This window comes from Xylocopilactobacillus apicola, assembly GCF_033095985.1.
GTDB lineage: Bacteria > Bacillota > Bacilli > Lactobacillales > Lactobacillaceae > Xylocopilactobacillus > Xylocopilactobacillus apicola.
The window spans coordinates 2,226,036-2,247,342 of record NZ_AP026802.1 but is presented as its reverse complement, the minus strand read 5'-3'; the positions used below and the strand labels follow the sequence as shown (position 1 = coordinate 2,247,342).

Genomic DNA, 21,307 nt, shown 5'->3' with positions numbered 1-21,307 from the left:
CGCCTTCAACTTTCACATTGATCAAAAAAAGAACCACAATTCTTCTATAATCATAGAAGAATTGCGGTTCGCAATGTGAACAGATAAATTATATGTCCAAAATAATAATATTAACGAATTCTTGAGTAATATAAAATAACTACTGTATCACGTTCAACTGTTCCATTTGTCTTGCTTTCTTGACCAGGTATTAACGTATAGCCTCTAGGTGCTGCGTGATCCTTATTATTTAAACTAAAGTCATACTGATAACCTGTACGTACCTCCATATCCAAATCTCGCAGACCCTTAACGTCTTTTGATGGGTTCATATAAATACGATGTAGAATCTTGAATCTAACTGGTTTTCCTAAAAGATAAACATTGACATCCTGGGCCTTAGCAAGGAATTTAACCTCAGGTGTTTGTTTTAATCCATTGCCTGCTATTTCACTATCTTTCGCATAAACGTATCCATCAGGAATTTTACTTTTAATATAGCTGCTGGTTTCACTTAAATCTAAAGGTGTACTGCCAATTTCTTCCGTTTTAACATCCTTAGCAAGTTCTTTGCCCTTACCTGCGTCTATAAAGTGGATTGTAATAGTGCTCTTAGCCTTCTTATAGACCAGATCGATACTTTGAGCAGCATTACCAAAGGTTAGCGTATTACTTGGTAATTTGGTATGCGTTGAATCCCCTGTCTTCTCAGCTTGGACAAATTGATAATAAACATCTTTGTCGAAGGTAAGATTAGCTTGTGGATTCAGGGTAAATGTTGATTGATATGGACCAAAATGAGCTCCACTTGCCATATCTTGCGATAGACCGGCTAAGTATTTAGTATCAATTTTATTGCCATCTTGATCCACGTACTCAAGTGTAATTGGCTGCTTGTCAACAACCGTAACATTTGCCGTTGTAGTAACTTCCGGTAATTCCTTGGAGTCATTTGCGCCTGGAATTGGGCGTTTTGGTGTGTACTTGTAAGTTACGGTGTATTCTCCAACTGTACTGGTATCAACTGTTCCAGTATAGTTAACAGTTCTTTCACTGTAGTTAAATTCAGTTCCATCGTAATCAGTTCCTTTATCAAGTGTTGATGCGGGATCCCAAGTGCTGCCTTTAGCGATTGTAATGTCTTTGCCTGTTAGTTTAGCTTGGTTGTTCTTGAAGTGATAAGTGATTACTTGCGGCTGACCGTCTGAGGTAATCTTATCGTTTGTATCTTTAGCAGAAGTAACAGTCACGCCACTTTCAATTTTACCAAGATATCGATCTTTGCCTTCGATTCCATCGACGATAGTTTTAGTATCTTTTAACTCAACGACTTGATCTTTGTTACCACTATCTTGAGTAAGTGGATCATGAAGGTTTGCACCTTGGTCGTCGTCATTGACAAACTTAATGGTTGCGATACTCTTGTAGACTAAGTTGATCTCTTGGACGTCATCTCCAAACGTTAAGGTATAGTCATTTTCAGTTAGGATAGAGCTGCCCTTTTCAACTTTGGTCAATTTATAGCTCGTGTTCCCATCTTTAACTAACGTCTTCGAAGGATTAAGCGTAAAGGTTCCGTGATAAGCTCCGAAATGATCACCGCTCTCCATGCCTTGTGGCAACCCATTTAAATATGAATCATTAATCTTGTTGCCGTCTTGGTCAATGTAATTTAACGTGATAGCTCTTCTTGGATAAACTGTAACCGTTACCGTTGTTGTAACTTCCGACAATTCCTTAAAGTCATTTGTGCCAGGAATTGGTCGTTTTGGTGTGTACTTGTAAGTTACGGTGTAGGTTCCAGCCTTACTGGTATCAATTGTCCCAGTATAGTTAACGGTTCGATCGCTAAAATTAAATTCAGTTCCATTGTAATCAAGCCCTTTATCAAACGAAGCTGCTGGACTCCAGGAAGCACCTTCTGAAAGTGCAAGATCTTTCGCCTTTAAGGATGCCTGATTATTCTTGAAGTGATACGTGATTGTCTGCGGTTTCCCATTTGACTTGATTGTCGAGTTGCCGTTGGTCTCAAAAACAACTGGCGTCTGACTATCACTATCGGCTTTAACGAGATACTTACCATTCTCTTCAATTCCGTCGATAATTTGTTTTGCATCAGCTATCGAAACTATTTCACCATTCTTAGCACCGTCAAGACTCAGTGCATCGTGAAGCGGATTGCCGTCATCGTCATTAATAAATTGAATCTTTAAAACATTCTGGTAAACCAGGTTGATCTCTTGCGCATCATCACCAAAGGTTAAGGTATTGTTTGTTAACGGCGCATGTCTTGCATCGCCGGTCTTCTCCGCTTGAACAAATTTGTAACTGTCACCTAACTTCTCAGGTGCATTGATGGTAAATGTTGAACCATAAGCTCCAAAGTGATCACCATTTTTCATGGCTTCTGGTACACCAGTTAAGTATGAGCTATCAATGTCTTTACCATCTTGGTCAACGTAATGTAGCGTGATCGCCTTTTTCGCATGAACTGTTACCGTCACCATTACTGTAACTTCTGGCAAGTCCACTGGCATTTGCGGGACGTCACTTGTAGTTGGAACTGGGCGTTTTGGCGTATACTTGTATGTTACTTCGTAACTACCAGCTTTACTCGGATCGACATTGCCAGTATAGGTAACATTTCTCTCATTAAAGTTGAATTCAGTTCCATCGTAATCTATCCCTTTATCAAAGGAATCTTCTGGCTTCCATGAGTCACCAACGGCAATTGAGATGTTCTTACCAGTTAATTTAGCTTGATTGTTCTTAAAGTGATAAGTAATCGTATGGGGTTTGCCATCTAATGTAATCTTATCTTTTTGGCCGCTAAAAAATCTTACTGGTGTCCCATTATCACTTTTAGCACCAGTTAAATAACATTTGCCTTGTTTTTCGATCTTAGCAACAATATCAACGGCCTTTGATAACTCAACAGTCTCACCATTTTTGGCCCCATCCATCGTAATTGGGTCATTCAGTTGAGTGCCATTGTCATCGTCGTTGACAAAATTGATGTTCCAAACGCTCTGGTAAACCAGCGTTATATCTTGGGGATAATCCCCGTAGGTTAACTTATAATCTGATTCCTTAAGTTCTTTGTCTCCTCTTTTGACTGCAATAAGTTTATAGCCAACATTGTCATCCTTGGTCAGCATCTTTGCGGGATTTAGCATGAATGATGAATCATACCAACCATTATGAGCACCCTTACTCATATCTGGCCCAATTCCCGTCAGATAATCATTATCAATCTCGGCGTTATCTTGATCAACATAATGTAAGGTGATCGATTGTGAAACATGACGTACACGGATATTTGCATATTGACTAATAACTTCAGGCAATTCTTTGAAGTCATTTGTCCCTGGAATCGGGCGTTTTGGAGTATAGTAGAAAAATGCAGTACAATCAATAGTCACTACTAATCCATTTATTATCTCGGAACCATTAAGAAAGGTTTTAATCTTGCGATCTTGGTAATCAAATTCGGTCCCATCGTAATCAATCCCTTTCTTAAATGAAAGCCTCGGCTCCCACCATTCTCCAAAATTAAACATTAGATCAGACCAGGTTTTTATCTCCGCTTGATTCTTCTTAAAATGATAAGTAATCATTTGCGGTTTGCCGTTCGATGTGATCTTGTCTTTTTGATCGTTAGCGAAAGTTAAAGTTGCGCCATTATCGCTATCGGCGCCGGCAAAGTAATATTCGCCATATCCTTCAATCTTATCAACTACATCACTAGCCTTTGATAACTCAACGGTCTCACCATTTTTGGCCCCATCCATCGTAATTGGGTCATTCAGTTGAGTGCCGTTGTCATCGTCGTTGACAAATTTAATGTTCCAGATACTCTTGTAAACTAGGTTAATCTCTTGGACGGTGTAATCAAAAACTAAATCATTGCTTGGTAATTTGGTATGGCTTGCATCGCCTTTCTTCTCAGCTTGAACAAACTCATAACCAGTAATTGAAGGTGCATTTAACGTGAATCGCTCGTCTATTAAACCTTTGTGGGCGCCTTTCTTCATCTCATCCGGGATACCAGTTAAATACGGATCCTCAATGTCGTTACCGTCTTGATCCACGTAGTTTAATTGGACTGGACCACTAACTTTTACAGTTGCTGTAGCGCTAACTTTAGGTAACGCATGAGGCCCCCTTGTAGACGAGAATGTCCCAATTTGTTGGTTTTGAATCAGATTATGATTTAAGCCATTATTGAGATTTGGCGTATCAAATCCGTTTTCTGGTGTCGGACGAAACGGAGTGTATTCATAAGTTACTTCGTAAATTCCAGGTTTATTAACGTTAACATTATTAGTTTGACTAATTCTAGAAAGAGATAAGTTGGATCCATCATAGTCGAATCCTTTATCGAAACTGTCTCCAGGTTCCCAGCTACCTCCTTGCTCAATTGAAATATTTTTCGTAATTATGTCAGATTTATTTTGTTTAAAGCGATACGTAACTGTCTGGTTCTTTCCGTTACCTATAATCTTATCAGGATTGGACCTTTCACCAAAAATAACGGGACAATTACTATCATCGCTTGTTACTTTTGATAAGTAATATCGACCAGATCCTTTTTCATTCTTCCAACCTTCAATATAAGAAGTTATTGAATCAGTGCGATATAATTCAACATAGTTCCCTTTACCAAAACTTCTTGTAACATCATTTCGATAAAGCTCATTTTCTTTTTCATCAACATATCTTGCAGTTACGGAAGGAGAAACTTCATAACGCATCCCTTTGAATCTAAACTGTTGAGCGTTACTAGCTTCGCTAGTTGCACCGGTGATTGCAAATCTCAAAAAAGGATATCTGAGGAAGAAATAATTATTCTGATCTTCGTAATGATCCCTGAAATCTTCTGACCACGTATAAACCAACTGGCAGTTTGTGTGCTCTGCATTTGTATAACGGTAATATTCTACAGTTAAGCGACCCAATTCATATCTAATTCGAATCGGCTGAAAATTGTTCCCTTCAGGTTCGGAGATTTTGGCAGAGTCAGAATTTGTATATCTTGAACTAACAGTATGAAGAGTAGAAGTGCGATATCCACTTTTACTATGAATGAAGGCTCCAAATGCTTGGTTCCCATCGAGAGTGTTATATTTAGCTGGATCTGCATCGTAATTTAATTTCATTTCGGGATAAGATGGAGTGCCTTGTCTCTCATAAGTTCCAGCCTCACTATAACGAGTATCAAGCTTAAATCCGAAAAACTCTTGGCTACTATAACCATCAGAGCTGATCCCAGTTATTCCTAACCCTGGTCCGCTTGCACCGATTGGTTGATACCCGGTCTTGTAACTTCCTTTAGGCAGATTGCTGGAGCTAGAATTTATCCACCATTGATAGTTAGGATCAACAGTGTAACCAGGAGTATCAGAATAGCCGGGATCAAAGCTAGCGTACTCGTAACCTGGGTAAACTGGACTTGTTCCCGGATAGCCGGGAATACCAGGGTAAGATGGATTGCTCGGATTACTCGGATCGTTCGGGTCGACAGGGTCGTATGGCTGTTTTGGATTGGGTTTATAGTTTACACCTGGCTGCTTTCCATTGATCCCATCACTTAAGTCATAAGGATGGTACCCGTTTGGAAACAGATTAGCTGGGTAACTTCCTTCAGGAGCTCTATTACTCTTATTATAGTCAGGGTAATCACCATTACCAGGGTAAAAGTTATTTCCTGCTGGCCAATTGTCTCCGGGATAATTGTTATGTGGGTCATATTCCGAATAAAATACGAATCCCAGACCTTCTCCACCGTTAGCTCCGGCAGATTTGCTCCCTAAATTAACCTCACCGTAAATTTCGAACGTGCTATTAGCAAGCAAAGAGAAGCCTAAATTAGCCGTCCCAGTTAAGTTTTTGTTATCTTTATCGGATGTTGTCTCAGGAGTTAACGTTAGATCTCCATTATCCTCCCAGCGCGCGGAGTTTTGCTTACCAAAATCATAAATGTTGAAATAGCGCCAAATATCCTTAGGAGCCACTTCAAGATAATAATTTATTGAATCTTGATCGTTTATTGGATCATTTAAGGATTGTAATCTCGGTTGTGTAAATCCCTGATTATTGCTTGGCAGTACTGGTACCGATTCTTTAGGTTCAGCATTTACTGATGTAGCGCTTACTCCCAGCCCTAGTAATATTCCGGCCATGAGCCATAATTTCCTGGCTCGACCTTTTTTACGAATTGAATTCATTAAATTTCTCCTCTTAAATTTAATTTTTGAAAATTTTCGTTTCAACATCGTTATTCTAACATTCATTATACGTTTTTGGCAAAATAATTATTGCTTACTTTTTATACGTGTTTTTTACTTGTCATTTATCGCTGAGTAGAATTTAATGTTTTATAGTTTAATAAAATAAATGATTACAATTCTTTTTTTGGCGTTTTTAGACAACGATTGATTAGTGTTAGCCATTAAACAAAACCAGCTTAAATCTGATAATTAAGATCTTTATTAGTTTGATTATCATCTTTGCGAAAAAGATGCATTTAATGTTAGAATAAGCTTGTTACAACGAATAATTTCATAATGAAAATTAGAAGGAGAAATTTTATGAATTTTATCCGCAATAATGGCAAAGTCAAAAATATTTGGCTTTTGGCCGCAATGTTTACAGGAGTTGGATTAGGTGCCAATTCCGTAAACGCCGATGTAAAACCAGCATTTTCAAGTGATGCAGGATTGATCAAACCCTCCATTTCCACTAAAGGAAATGATATTAACCCAAGAGTTTCGATGCCACTAGGTATTTCTGGTGAAAATGTGCAAAAGTATTTTAATATTTATGGTTATCAAAATGGCAATTCAGCAACTTGGGAATCGGATGGTACATTAACTTTAACACCTGATGCAACATCTGTTAAAGACAACAAAAATTTAACAGGAACGGCGTATTTAGGCTTTGCAGTTAACGCTAATTCGAGGTTTTCTCTTAGTGCCACTGTTAATTTAGGGAACAAAACTGCTGGTGATAACGGCGGCGAAGGAATTGGGTTTGTCTTTTACCCTGATTACGACAACATGAACCCTAGTAAACCAGGGAATAATCCTGGCACTAATGAGCCGGGAATTAATTATCCGGGAAATTCAGTTTCTGATCCTAGTTCACCTGGTGGTTGGGACCCTAACAAAGTTGTTATTCCTAGCGGAAGCTATCCAATTGGACGTCAGCAGATGGGGGCTGGGGGTCCAAGTTTAGGGGTATTAGCTGACAAAAATGGTCCTGGCTACGCATATGGATTTAAACTTGATACCCGCTACACTGAAGCCGGTACTTATGAAAAAACCAATTCCAGTGATCCTAACTATCCACAGAATAGTAAACTCACTTATGGTGCGGATCCTGCTAAATTTAATAGTAGTGATGGAAAACAATCTTTCGGGGGATATTTCTATACTAAGCCAGCCTTTGGCCCTGATGGACAAACAACAGAACTTCGTACCCTGTCATCTAAAGCTGATGATTTTCCTATTTACTCTCGTAAGCCTTCTACAAAGATTTCTGAACCAAATAACAACCAACTTACACGGATCAAGCTTGATTATAATATGGGTACGTTGTCTGTTACTTACTCAGATTTAAACGGCTCTATTATTGGCATGTGGGAAACAGATATCTATAATATGGATTCATATCAGAATTCTGCTGCAAAATCGGATTTTCTAAAATTTGCTATTACGGGTTCCACCAGTAATTCCAGTAACCTACAACAAATCAAATTTGAGTCATTAAACTATAGTGCTGGGGGCGTGATTACAGCTAAATTTGTCGACGATGACACACAACAAGACATAATGCCCCCAATTTTAAGTAACGCTCAAGAAGCTAGAACAGTTCCATTAATTGGTGCTACACAAAGGGTATCTGAAATTGAACATCAGGGAAATTACTATCTAACAAAAGTAGCTAACACCACTTACGGTGCTGTGACCCTGGGGGATGGAAATTATGACACGATCTACGGAATTGGCAGCGATGATACAGTTACGTATTCTTTTAAAAGGAACGAAGCAAAATTAGTTGCTAAAAATGTTTCAATTGAACAAGGTGATTCATGGGCACCAAAAGATAATTTTGTAAGTGCCTCTGATCATGAAGGCAATACCGTTAATTTTGATAAAGTAACTAATACTAACAATGTCGATGTTAATAAGCCAGGAACGTATCAAGTAACTTATTCGTACACTCCAAAACGTCTTGGACCGATTTCAAATGTAGCAACGTTTTCAAGTGCGGGACCTAAAAATTTGCGCACAGTAACAGCTACAGGGAAAGTAATTGTTGCACCTGCTAAAGTAATTAAATTAAATTATGTGGATCAAGATGGTCAAACAATTGCTGATTCATATTTAAGTGGGATCCCGAATATAATGAAGAAAGGTGAACACCAAGGGAAGAAGGGGACTCAATTTACCCTGAATCCAGTTAGTAAACTTTCCGACGGTTACGAATTCGTTCAAGCAGAAAAGGCAGGCGATACAAGCCATACTCCATTAACAAGCAACACCTTAACGTTTGGAGATGACGCCCAAGAGATCAACTTAGTCTACAAGAGTATCGCAACCATTAAGTTTGTCAATGACGACGACCAAGGTGCAAACCTTCATGATCCACTTACTCAAGATAGTGGTAACAAAGATCAAGTCGTTGAGTTAAAAGATACCAAGACTATCGTTGATGGAATCGAAGGCAAAGATCGATATCTTGGTAAAATTGAAAGTGGCGTGACTGTTACTTCTGCTAAAGATACAAACGATAAGATTACCTCAGACGGTCAGCCGCAAGTAATCACTTATCACTTCAAGAACAACCAAGCTAAACTAACAGGCAAAGACATTACAATCGCTAAAGGCAGCACTTGGGATCCCGCATCAACACTTGATAAAGGAATTGATTACGATGGAACTGAATTTAACTACAGTGAAAGAACTGTTAACTATACTGGAACAGTTGATACCAGTACAGTTGGAGAATACACCGTAACTTACAAGTACACACCAAAACGCCCAATTCCAGGCGCAAATGACTCCAAGGAATTACCGGAAGTTACTACAACGGCAAATGTTACGGTTGTTGACAAGCAGCCAATTACACTTGAGTACGTGGATCAAGATGGCAATAAAATTGATACTAAATACTTAGCCGGTCTATCGCAAGATATGGCAAGCGGTGATCATGTTGGTAGCTATGGTTCCGAATTTAAACTTGAACCTAGTAAAACTTTGACCAAGGACGGAAACGTTAGCTATAAATTCGTTAAAGCGGAAAAAGATGAAACCGAAATTTTATCAGGGGATTATCAAAAGCCTTATCAGTTAACATTCAATGAAACTGCTCAAACAATTAAGCTAGTTTACAAGAACGTCTTGACCATCAAATTTGTTGATGAAGAGGGCAATAAGCTTAATGATCCACTCAGTCAAGATGGTGTTCCAAGCGGTCAGGCAGTCGAGTTAGACAACACTCAATCAATTATCGGTAGAATCGAATTGACAGGCAAATACTACTTAGACAAGGCTGAAAGCGATAGCGGAGCTAAAGTAACTTTTGCTGAAGATTCAAAAGATAAGATCCAATCAAACGGTAAGCCGCAGATAATCACTTATCAATTCAAGAAGAGCCAAGCTGCATTGAAGGGTAAAGACGTGACAATTCAAAAAGGTGAATCTTGGACACCTGCAGCTTCATTTGATAAAGGAACTGATTATAATGGCTCTAACCTAACGGTTGATAAAGTTACCTGCACAGGTACAGTAGATGCCAGTAAGGATGGAGAATATACAGTAACCTATGAATATACGCCAAAACGTCCAATTCCAGGCACAAGCGCATTTAAAGATTTGCCTAAGGTTACAGCAACGGCAAAGGTAATTGTCACTCCTAAAGAAGCTATTACAATAAGATACGTTGACCAAGCAGGAAATGTAATTGATTCTAAGTATCTGGATGGAATTTCACCAGAAATGGCAAGTGGAGCTCATTTTGGTCCATATCAATCAACATTTACCCTGAATCCACAAGCTAATCTTACCTTCGACAAAGATGTTTATTATCAATTTGTCCAAGCTGAGAAGACAGGGGATTCAACGCATACCAAATTACCAAGTAATACGCTAACCTTTGGTAATGCTGCTCAAAGTATCGATCTGGTCTATAAGAAGGCTAAGAGCACTATTACAATCCACTTTATAGACGCAGGTAAGGGCAAAGAACTTGCTAAGGATGTTAAAACGGAAGAAATTGGCAGTACACCTTTAGATTTAAGTGAAACCAGCAGCTATATTAAAAGTAAAATTCCTGATGGATACGTTTATGCGAAAGATAGTGAAATAGCAGGCAATGGATTAAAACAAACACCTGAGGTTAAATTCCTTGCTAAGGCCCAGGATGTCAATGTTTATCTTTTAGGAAAACCAGTTAGATTCAAGATTCTACATCGTATTTATATGAACCCATCAAAAGACGTTAAGGGTCTGCGAGATTTGGATATGGAGGTACGTACAGGTTATCAGTATGACTTTAGTTTAAATAATAAGGATCACGCAGCACCTAGAGGCTATACGTTAATACCTGGTCAAGAAAGCAAGACAAATGGAACAGTTGAACGTGATACAGTAGTTATTTTATATTACTCAAGAATTCGTTAATATTATTATTTTGGACATATAATTTATCTGTTCACATTGCGAACCGCAATTCTTCTATGATTATAGAAGAATTGTGGTTCTTTTTTTGATCAATGTGAAAGTTGAAGGCGGGCACAACCAAGATGATGCGTACCACAAAAGAAAGGCTCGCAATTCTGATTTTAAGAATAACAGAATCGCGAGCCTTTTAATATACGTCGGTTATTTGGTACATACGTTAACAGAACCAACACAAAAAGCTCCCAATTCAGTCTCTCGACTGTCTTGGAAGCTTCTTTCTTTGGTACTTATGTTATGAACTCTTGTATTTAGCTTGTGCTAAAACCCAGTTCTAACGAATCTTTGCGTAATACAGGATTATTTCTTTGCCGTCAGTACCCATAGTTCCTTTCAGCTTACTTTCCTGACCCGGTATCAATGTATAGCCTCTCGGTGCTTTATGTGCACTGTCATTAATATCAAAGTCATAATCTGAACCCTCCTCTATAGAAGTTTGGAAGTCTTTTAATCCTCTAACACCTCTTGTTGAAGGAAGTTGTTCCTTATGTATAACTTTCAAAATATGTGTTGCCTTTGATTGAGGGCTCAAATACACATTTATATCTTGAGATTGAGTTGTATATGTTGGATTTTCTGGCTGTTTCAGATTCATACTTGATAACTCACTATTAGATGTATAGGAGTAGCCCGTATGAGCATTAATAAAGTCCGAAACATAATTACTTGCAGCATCTAATTTTAATACATCTCCCGTCCTATAAGAGGCTTTAGGATTAGAATTTGAATCAGGATTCTCTTTTGGAGTTACAGTTCCGAGTTCTTTCAACGTTTTAGCATCTAAAAAGTGAACTGTAATATTACTTTGTGCTTCACCAATAACATAAACTGTCTGAACTCCACTTGTAACACCATACACTAATTCTGGTTGCGTCAAACTACTTCCCAAATCATCTAACTCAGCTTTACTTGCTACATGATATCCTGCTGGAACATGTCCTTTGACCTCGTCACTATCTACCTTTAAGTTGTCGCCGGTTACATGTCCTGATGGGATATATGGCATACCTACTTTCTTCGTAGGATCGGAAGCATTTACAAATTGGATTGAAATGTTATCTATTGAATCGGCTGTATAGTAATAAGTAACTTCATGTCCGCCATCAGCTGTTAGTTCCCATGTATCAGGTTGTTGGTTTGGAACAATTGTATAGCCTGCAGGTGCTTTTTGTTCTGGATCATCTGGACTAACTGTTACGTTATCTCCGATTATGCCACCTTTATAACTATTTCCAGTTCCAACTTCCCCCATGCCTGGTACAGGAGTAGCAGTGCCTTTAAGATAATGGTGAATCGTTACTCTGCTTGATGCATGACTTGTGCCATCAACTACATCTCCTGCTACATATACAGTTTGTGTCTGTGGAGTTGTTGAGAACTCTAGGTTTTTATCTGGCTGAGAATTACCATTCAGTTCACCATTTGTTGCATAGTGATATCCTGCTGGAATTGTCTTCTTAATATAGCTATCAGGACCTACACTTGTGAGATCTAAAGTATCACCAGTCTTACCCTTTGGAGAATCAGTCTTAACAGTTTTACCATTCTTCGCGTTTACAAAGTTAATTGTAACGTTACTTTGTTCTTTAGCTGTGTAATAGAAGGTAATATCACCTGTACTGTCAGGCTTAAACTTATAAGCTGTCTCTTTAGATTCAGAAGCTAAAGTATACCCTGCTATTGGTGCTGTTGGTTGAACTTTGATAGTTTCTCCAACACGTCCATTCATTGTGATATCAGACATTCCTGGAACGTTTGTTTCAGTATTATTCGGTCCTTTAATCTTATGATGAACAGTTAATGCATTACTTGCAGTAGTTTCTTTACCAACAACATAAACGATTGGATTTTCCTTTGGTGCTTGTGGTCCATATGTTGGGTTTTGGGGTCTTGTTAATCCCTTAGCCGTCAATTCTTCTTCAGTTGCCATTAGATATCCGTTTGGCACTGCACTCTTGATTTCTGGGTCATTACTTAGATCTAATTCATCCCCTGTGAAGTGGTTCTGAGGAGTGATATTACCAACGATATCTTTGCCAGCACCATTGATATTAACAAAATCTACTTGGATATTGCTTTTTCCATCTGCTGTATAGTAGAAAGTTACTTCAGTTGGTTTTTGACCATATTTTAAAGTACCCGAGACGCTTGGATTTACTGCTGTATAGCCATCAACTGCTTGATCACTTTCAGTTGCTAAAAGATTAATTGTTTCTCCGACTTTTCCACCGATTCTCCGATCTTTCTTTACTTCAACCGGTTTATTATCTTTATCTAAAGCAGGCTTCAAATCTTGACTATTCTTGTCCTTGAGGTAGTAATGAACGACCATTGCGTTATTATCGCCCTCAGCAATATCATTACCAACGACATAAACAGGGACTGGAACAATGGCGGTGCCTGGTTTATATATTGGATTGTCTGGCTGGTTTAACTGAGTACCGTTCAATTCATCAGCACTCGCTACATGATAACCATCAGGAACTTTTACGCTAGATATATCTAGTTTGTCTCCCGTATGATTTCCTTCAGGGATTACTGAATCTACAATGCCATTCTTATCATTATTAAGGTTATTGATATCTGTGAAATCAATCTGAATATTCTTAAGTTCATCAGCTGTGTAATAGAAAGTTACTTCCCCAGGCTTGCTACCAGTGGTCTTCGGCTTGAACTCATAAGAAATGTCATCTTTGCTTGCAAGGGTATGCCCAGCAACAGTTGGCTGATCGTTACAAGAAAGTGTAATTGTTTGGCCTACTCGTCCGCCCTTTCTAACATCATCATGAACTGTTACCGGATTTCCTTCATCATTTAGAGCCGGCTTCAAATCTTTGCTGTTCTTGTCTTTAAGGTAGTAATGGACAATCAACGCATTGTCATCATTTTCAGCAATATCGTCACCCACGATATATACGGTAGTTTCGGAAGCCTCTGCTCCAAACTCTATATCTGGTTGCGACGTTCCCACTGGCAAGTTTTCTTTTGAAGGATCAGCAATATGATAACCGTTTGGCGCCTTAATATCATTGACTACTAATTTATCGCCGGCTTTACCAGATATAGTGACAGGTTCGAAAGCTTTCTTTGAATCGTTGACATCTTTAAAATTAACCTTAATACCATCTGATGCAACACCTTTATAATATAATTTGAGTTCAATATCATTATCGCCAAATTTAATCTTAGAAAGATCAGTTTCTGTTGTTCCAGTAATTACAGCATGGTCAAATTCATAATAGACTTTATCATTTAGAGATAATTTCTCTGGTTTAGTAAATTCTAAAGTTGACCCATATGCTCCTGTTTGATCACCCTCAGTAATCCCAGTTAATAATTTATTATCAATCGCGTTTTCATTTGCATCAACGTATTTAATGGTAATTTTTTTGCGCGCGATAACATTAATTTTCGGACTAGCAGTAACTGGTTTTAGCGCAACATTGCCGTAGCCAGTCGGTGTGTAGCTATAAGTTACAGTAGTATTTCCATCAACACCAACGGTGCTAGATTTACTGATGTCATCATAACTTAAACTTGTTCCATCTTTGTCTTTGGCAGTATCGAAGCCCTTACTCATATCCACAGTGTCGCCTTCATACATTGTAATAGGTTTTGTTTGGATACTAGCCTGATTCTTAGCAAACTTATAAGTAATCGTTTGAGGCGCTTCCGTCGCTTTAACAGAAGAATGAGTAGTTAGGTCAAAATCTTTTTCGGGTTTTCCGTCATCATTTGAATAAGTAGCCTTATCGAAATAATATGTGCCTGCTTGCTCAATAGCTTTAATTTTATCAACAGCATCGGTTAAAGAAATATCGTCGCCAACCTTTGCGTTTGCCTGAGGAATTGTACCAACTTCTGTTTTACCATCAGGTCCGACAAATTTATTGTTAAGCACTCCATAGCCAGTATATTCGAAATTCTTTAATTTGAATTGCTGGAGGTTCCAACTGCCACCCGTAGAGCCAGAAATTACAAATGAAAGTGATGTAGTTCCTTCCGGAATCCACTTGTCTTCATCAATCTTCTTAGTCCAAGTGTGCCCATCATATGTAATTTTTAATTCGTGAGTGGTGCCTGAATAATCAGCTTCGATTGGCAAAAAACTATTATTATTCGGTTCCGAAATCTTAAAAGCTTTAGCATCATCTCCATCATAAGTTACAACGGTTGATATGCCATTTTTGATTACATTATGAGCAAACGCACCAAATGCGCTCTGAGGTTTATTAAAATCCTGTGGATCATCATCATATCCAGCATTACTGCCATAAACTCCAGCAGAATTCCAATAGGTATCCAGTTTAAATCCGAACCCATTGGGCAGACCCCCGAGCCCTAAACAACCTCCAGCAACGCCAATTTCTGAATTTTCACCAGTATGGAATGCAATACCGATCCCGTCGGCTCCACCTGCACCCCTGCTCTTATTACCTAAATTGACTTCTCCTTTTAAGTGGAAATCATCATTAACGCTGATCTTAGTTTTTAAAGTCGCATTCCCGGTTTGACCCTTTTTATCTTCGGTTAATGTGAGAGTAGCATTAGTTGGATCCCATTTTGCATCCCCGTTAACCTTGAAGTAATCACCAAAATTTGCGGGAGTGACATCAATGTTTCCAATATTAGTGCCATCGCGAGTTAGAAACGGATTTGAACTCAACGCAGAGCCAGTGTTGCTACTAATCAATGGACGTACAGGAAGAGAATCAGCCTTCACTGGATTTGACCCCAAATCCATTCCAGCACCAAGAGCTAATGTGGTAATACCTGCAACTAACCACAATTTCCCCGATTTATACATCTTAAAATGGACTTTCTCGTCCACATAACTTCTTTTATCCTTCACTAAAAAACTCCTTCTTTAATCATCTTCAAAACTACAATACCTACCATAACATTCTAACATTAAACAAGGTTTAAGGTTAACGTTTTTGCTAAATAATATGTTTTAAGAAAAAAAATTTACGCAACACAAAAAGCTCCCAATTCAGTCTCTCGACTGTCTTGGAAGCTTCTTTCTTTGGTACTTATGTTATGAACTCTTGTATTTAGCTTGTGCTAAAACCCAGTTCTAACGAATCTTTGCGTAATACAGGATTATTTCTTTGCCGTCAGTACCCATAGTTCCTTTCAGCTTACTTTCCTGACCCGGTATCAATGTATAGCCTCTCGGTGCTTTATGTGCACTGTCATTAATATCAAAGTCATAATCTGAACCCTCCTCTATAGAAGTTTGGAAGTCTTTTAATCCTCTAACACCTCTTGTTGAAGGAAGTTGTTCCTTATGTATAACTTTCAAAATATGTGTTGCCTTTGATTGAGGGCTCAAATACACATTTATATCTTGAGATTGAGTTGTATATGTTGGATTTTCTGGCTGTTTCAGATTCATACTTGATAACTCACTATTAGATGTATAGGAGTAGCCCGTATGAGCATTAATAAAGTCCGAAACATAATTACTTGCAGCATCTAATTTTAATACATCTCCCGTCCTATAAGAGGCTTTAGGATTAGAATTTGAATCAGGATTCTCTTTTGGAGTTACAGTTCCGAGTTCTTTCAACGTTTTAGCATCTAAAAAGTGAACTGTAATATTACTTTGTGCTTCACCAATAACATAAACTGTCTGAACTCCACTTGTAACACCATACACTAATTCTGGTTGCGTCAAACTACTTCCCAAATCATCTAACTCAGCTTTACTTGCTACATGATATCCTGCTGGAACATGTCCTTTGACCTCGTCACTATCTACCTTTAAGTTGTCGCCGGTTACATGTCCTGATGGGATATATGGCATACCTACTTTCTTCGTAGGATCGGAAGCATTTACAAATTGGATTGAAATGTTATCTATTGAATCGGCTGTATAGTAATAAGTAACTTCATGTCCGCCATCAGCTGTTAGTTCCCATGTATCAGGTTGTTGGTTTGGAACAATTGTATAGCCTGCAGGTGCTTTTTGTTCTGGATCATCTGGACTAACTGTTACGTTATCTCCGATTATGCCACCTTTATAAGTATCAGTCATTCTAGGTACATTTTTTGTTGTGCCTTTAAGATAATGATGAACCGTTACTCTGCTTGATGCATGACTTGTACCATCAACTACATCTCCTGCTACATATACAGTTTGTGTCTGTGGAGTTGTTGAGAACTCTAGGTTTTTATCTGGTTGTTTATTACCATTCAGTTCACCATTTTCTGCATAGTGATAACCCGTTTGTTTCAGCGTGTTATCAATATAACTTCCAGCAGTTTTGCTTGTAAGATCTAAAGTATCGCCAGTCTTACCCTTTGGAGAATCAGTCTTAACAGTCTTACCATTCTTCGCGTTTACAAATTTAATTGTAACGTTGCTTTGTTCATTCGCTGTGTAGTAGAAAGTAATTTCTCCTGTACTATCAGGCTTAAACTTATAAGCTATCTCTTTAGATTCAGAAGCTAAAGTATACCCTGCTATTGGTGCTGTTGGTTGAACCTTGATAGTTTCGCCAACACGTCCATTCATTGTGATATCAGGCATTCCTGGAATATCTATTTCAGTGTTATTCGGTCCTTTAACCTTATGATGAACAGTTAATGCATTACTTGCAGTAGTTTCTTTACCAATTACATAAACAATTGGATTTTCTTTTGGAGCTTCTGTTCCATATGTTGGGTTTTGGGGTCTTGTTAATCCCTTATCCTTCAATTCAGGATCAGTTGCCAATTGATATCCATTTGGTATTGCACTCTTGATTTCTGGATCATTACGTAAATCTAATTCATCCCCTGTGAAGTGGTTCTGAGGAGTGATATTACCAACGATATCTTTGCCAGCACCATTGATATTAACAAAATCTACTGTGATGTTTGTTTGCGTATTTGCCTTATAGTAGAAAGTAATTTCATCTTTATTTGTAGGATTACCATTAGCATCTTTAGCTGGCTTGAAAGTATAATGTTGATCACCAGTTATTAATGTGTATCCTTTAATTGTTTGGTCTTTAGCTAAAAGATCCTGATTATCGCCAACTCGACCACCAAATTCAACATCGTCTTTAAGTGTTACTATCTTGCCGACTTTATCCTTTGCCGGTTTTGGATCTGCATCTGTACTACTTGGATCTTTGACATAATAGTGAACGATCAATGCATTATTATCACCTTTAGAAATAGTATCGCCTACGATCCAAACGGTTGTGTTTTGAGATCCAGCTGTAAATGAAACATCCGGTTGTTTAAGATCGTTGCCTGCTGAATCGGTTTTGCCATTTAATTCAGTAGAAGAAGCAATATGATATCCGTTAGGAAGGTCAATTTTTGCAACGTCTAGCTTATCACCCGTTTTACCCGAAGTCGGAGCAGGAGTGAAAGTGGCATTTGGATTATTTATGTCTTTAAAGTTAACATCTATACTGCTTGCATCTAATCCTTTATAGACAAGATTTATTTGGATATCTTTATCACCAAACTTAATTTTTGAAAGATCAGTTTCAGTTGTACCACTAATATCAGCGTGATCGAATTTATAATAATCCTTGTTATTGAAAGATAGTTTTGGAGCTGCTTCAAATCCTAAATCTGAACCATAAGCCCCAGACTGCTCACCATGCCTTAAACCTGTTAATAAGTTGGTATCAATTGATTTACCATGTTGATCAACATAGTTTAAAGTAATATGTTTCCGTGCAATAACCTTAACACTAGTATTTTTACTAATACTTTGACCATTATTACCATAATAATAGTCATATTTAATAGTTTTTGTACCTTCACTTTGGGTAACAGTATTTTGATCAGTTACTGGTGTTCCATCAAGAGTTGCCTGTAGATCGCCGGCCTTCATCTTATCAGTACCGTTCTTGCGACCTTCCTTAAAGCCATCGGCAGGTTTAAACGGATCTCCAACGTAATAAGTTGGATCATTTAAGGAGAAATCTGCACCACGCTTAGCATCGTTACCTGCAACAACGCTAACGTTTGAAACTTTGACAACTGGTACCGGGTTATTGTTGTAAGTATAAGTATAAGTATAAGTGATCTTATAGTTACCAGCTTTTTTAGTAACTGTGCTTGGATCTGTAACTACTTTATCATTATCGTCAGAATCAGTAATTACTACTGTAACATCGTCATGTTTAAGTTGATCACCCTTAATATCAGTTCCTTCCTTGTAACCATCAAACTTATCAAACGTATCATTTACGAATAAGTTAACATCTTGAGGAACAATAGTTGGTTCAGCCATTACTGTTAGCTTAGCAGAATCACTGACATTCTTGTTACCACCAAATTGATAGTTATAAGTATAAGTGATCGTGTAATTGCCTGGTTTTTTAGTAATATTGGATAGATCAGTAATTGTTTGGTTATTGGAATCTGTAACTACTACATCGATGTCTTTTTCATTTGTAATCATATCCAGTGGTAATCCATTCATGCCAGTACCCTTATCAAATCCAGCATTTTTATCAAAAGTGGAACCAACCATGATATCAATAGGTTTGGCCTTAATTGTTGGTGGAACGATTACTGTTATTGGAGATTTTGCTGTAGTAGTTTTATTATTTCCAGCAGCATCAGTGTATGTATAAACGTATTGAACTTCGTATTGATCTTTGTTGGCGGACGCAGTTATCTTTGCATAATCATTTTCCTTAACCGTTTGATTAGTCTTTATATCAACTACGGTTGCATCAACATGAGAAACATCATTTGGCGCTAATATAGTTCCATCATTTTTAGTTCCACCATTAAAGCCAGCAAATTTATCGAACTTTTCATCAATAACTAAATCAATTGGTTTAGTATCGACATGAGCTAATGAATTTAATTTTAAAAACACAGTAGGTGACGTTACATTGTTTTTGTCAACAGCATAAACTGTTACCTGGTGCGTAGCTGAAACTGTCGTAAATTCAGATTTTTTAATCGTAAACTTAAAAGATTTTTCTGAACTATCGGTTAAAGTAGGTCCTGTAAATTCAACCGGATTCGCGCCATCAAGAATGTAGTAGTATTTCAAAGGCAAAGCTGAAGTGTCACTATCAGAAACTTTTCCAGTAACTTCGTAATCTTCACCCGCATAATCATCAGATGATTTGTCAAGTGTAACTTTAGGAGTATCGAATTTTTCTCCTTCTTTATCCAACCCAGTTTGATAGCTGAGTTCGCGAGACTCACCAGCTTTTAGATCTTGACCTTTCCAAATCATAAATAAGCCTGGATCATAACCATTGTCTGAGCCTGTTGCAGTAGTCGCTAAATCTCCTTCTTTATGTGGTGTTTTCCCCTGAGGCACTTTGCTTCCTAAAGAATCTGGAGTTTGGTCAAAAACATTTTTTGCATCAGAATAAGCGTTATTTGGGCTCTTCCAACCAGTTGGAGCTGTTGGAGCAGTAAAGTAATAATTTAGTCGATAATAAGTCCCGTTTTTATCATGACCACGACTATATAGACCGGCATTATCAGCAATATAGTACATTGGTGCGCTATCGTCCTCATGCATGAACAAAGTGTCAAAATCTGATTCAAAGAATAATCCCTTTATATCATTGGATGGATCATTAGGGTTACTACTATTTAGACCAGTAACATTTCTTGCAGAAATTGTATAGTTGACATAACTACCCATTGGTTTAAAAGTTTGGGTATAATCAATGGTATAAGTTTTTCCATTGATCAGGTAATCAGAAGAATACTTTGCAATTAAAGTCTTATTTAATCTCGGATTCAAGGGATCAGATGGCAAACCACCATTCTCACTTCCCACATACCAAAGTTTTTGACCTCCTTCAATTGGGGCAGCCAGGGTTTGAATATTATTATTAATCCCAATCTTAATTCTTCCGCGCTGAGAACCATAATTATATAGGGCGTTACTAATTACTTGGCCATTGTCCACTACATTGAAATTAGCTAGTGCTCCATACAACGAAACATTTCTTCCCCCGCTCATTTGACCAGTAGGATCACTATAGTAAAGAGTCGACAAAGGGTGGCTTTGTTGTCCATCACCATAAAAATAACGTAATGTAGAAGTTTTGCCGGTTTTAACTTCGCCGTAAATCGGAGCAGAATTTGTGGAATTTAACGGTGTTCCATATTGCTCAGCAAAAGTTTTGCTTGAATCTCTAAGCAATGGGTTGCCACTAAAATTACGTGTTATCTCTGAATTTTTGGCAGTACCGATGTTTGATACCATTGGTGCTAGACTTGCTTTTGTGTCAGCCTTAACTGATGATGCAGGCGAACCAAGAGCAAGTAAAAGGCCAAAGGAAGTAATTCCAGCAATTACCCAGCTTTTACCTGATTTATACATCTTATAATGAACTTTTGCGTCCATCTTAAAATGATTGTTTCTATTAAGTTTCAAATATAAATCCTCCTAAATTTTAAGCTATAATAAAATCATACTTACAAGAATGCATTATAACATAATCTGAGAAATTGTAATTATTTTTTTCGAATTTCTTCTTTAACTAAAAATTAATCGGTTAATCTTATTTTGAAAACGGCTTTTTATGTGGATGAGTATTAAATTTTTTGAAAAATCTATTTTTGTTATCTTTATTCGTTGGGTTTAAATTGGT

4 protein-coding genes are annotated in these 21,307 nt (G+C 37.8%); 1 reads left to right on the top strand and 3 read right to left on the bottom strand.

Annotated elements, in window-relative coordinates; all coding sequences use genetic code 11:
- Positions 1–110 precede the first annotated feature (110 nt).
- On the bottom strand, positions 111–6,206 hold the full coding sequence (locus tag R8495_RS10920; protein WP_317635487.1) for a bacterial Ig-like domain-containing protein: 6,096 nt from the start codon (positions 6,204–6,206) through the stop codon (positions 111–113).
- A 363-nt stretch (positions 6,207–6,569) separates the two neighbouring features.
- Here R8495_RS10920 and R8495_RS10915 point away from each other — a divergent pair, with 363 nt between their 5' ends.
- Complete coding sequence (locus tag R8495_RS10915; RefSeq protein WP_317635486.1) at positions 6,570–10,664, top strand: bacterial Ig-like domain-containing protein; 4,095 nt, start codon at positions 6,570–6,572, stop codon at positions 10,662–10,664.
- 331 nt (positions 10,665–10,995) lie between these two features.
- Here R8495_RS10915 and R8495_RS10910 read toward each other — a convergent pair whose 3' ends face one another.
- Both R8495_RS10910 and R8495_RS10905 read right to left on the bottom strand, forming a co-directional pair.
- Positions 10,996–15,573, bottom strand: coding sequence for a lectin-like domain-containing protein (locus R8495_RS10910; protein WP_317635485.1), 4,578 nt, complete (start codon positions 15,571–15,573; stop codon positions 10,996–10,998).
- A gap of 225 nt (positions 15,574–15,798) precedes the next feature.
- Positions 15,799–21,090, bottom strand: a complete 5,292-nt coding sequence (locus tag R8495_RS10905; protein ID WP_317635484.1) for a KxYKxGKxW signal peptide domain-containing protein — start codon at positions 21,088–21,090, stop codon at positions 15,799–15,801.
- Positions 21,091–21,307: the final 217 nt, after the last annotated feature.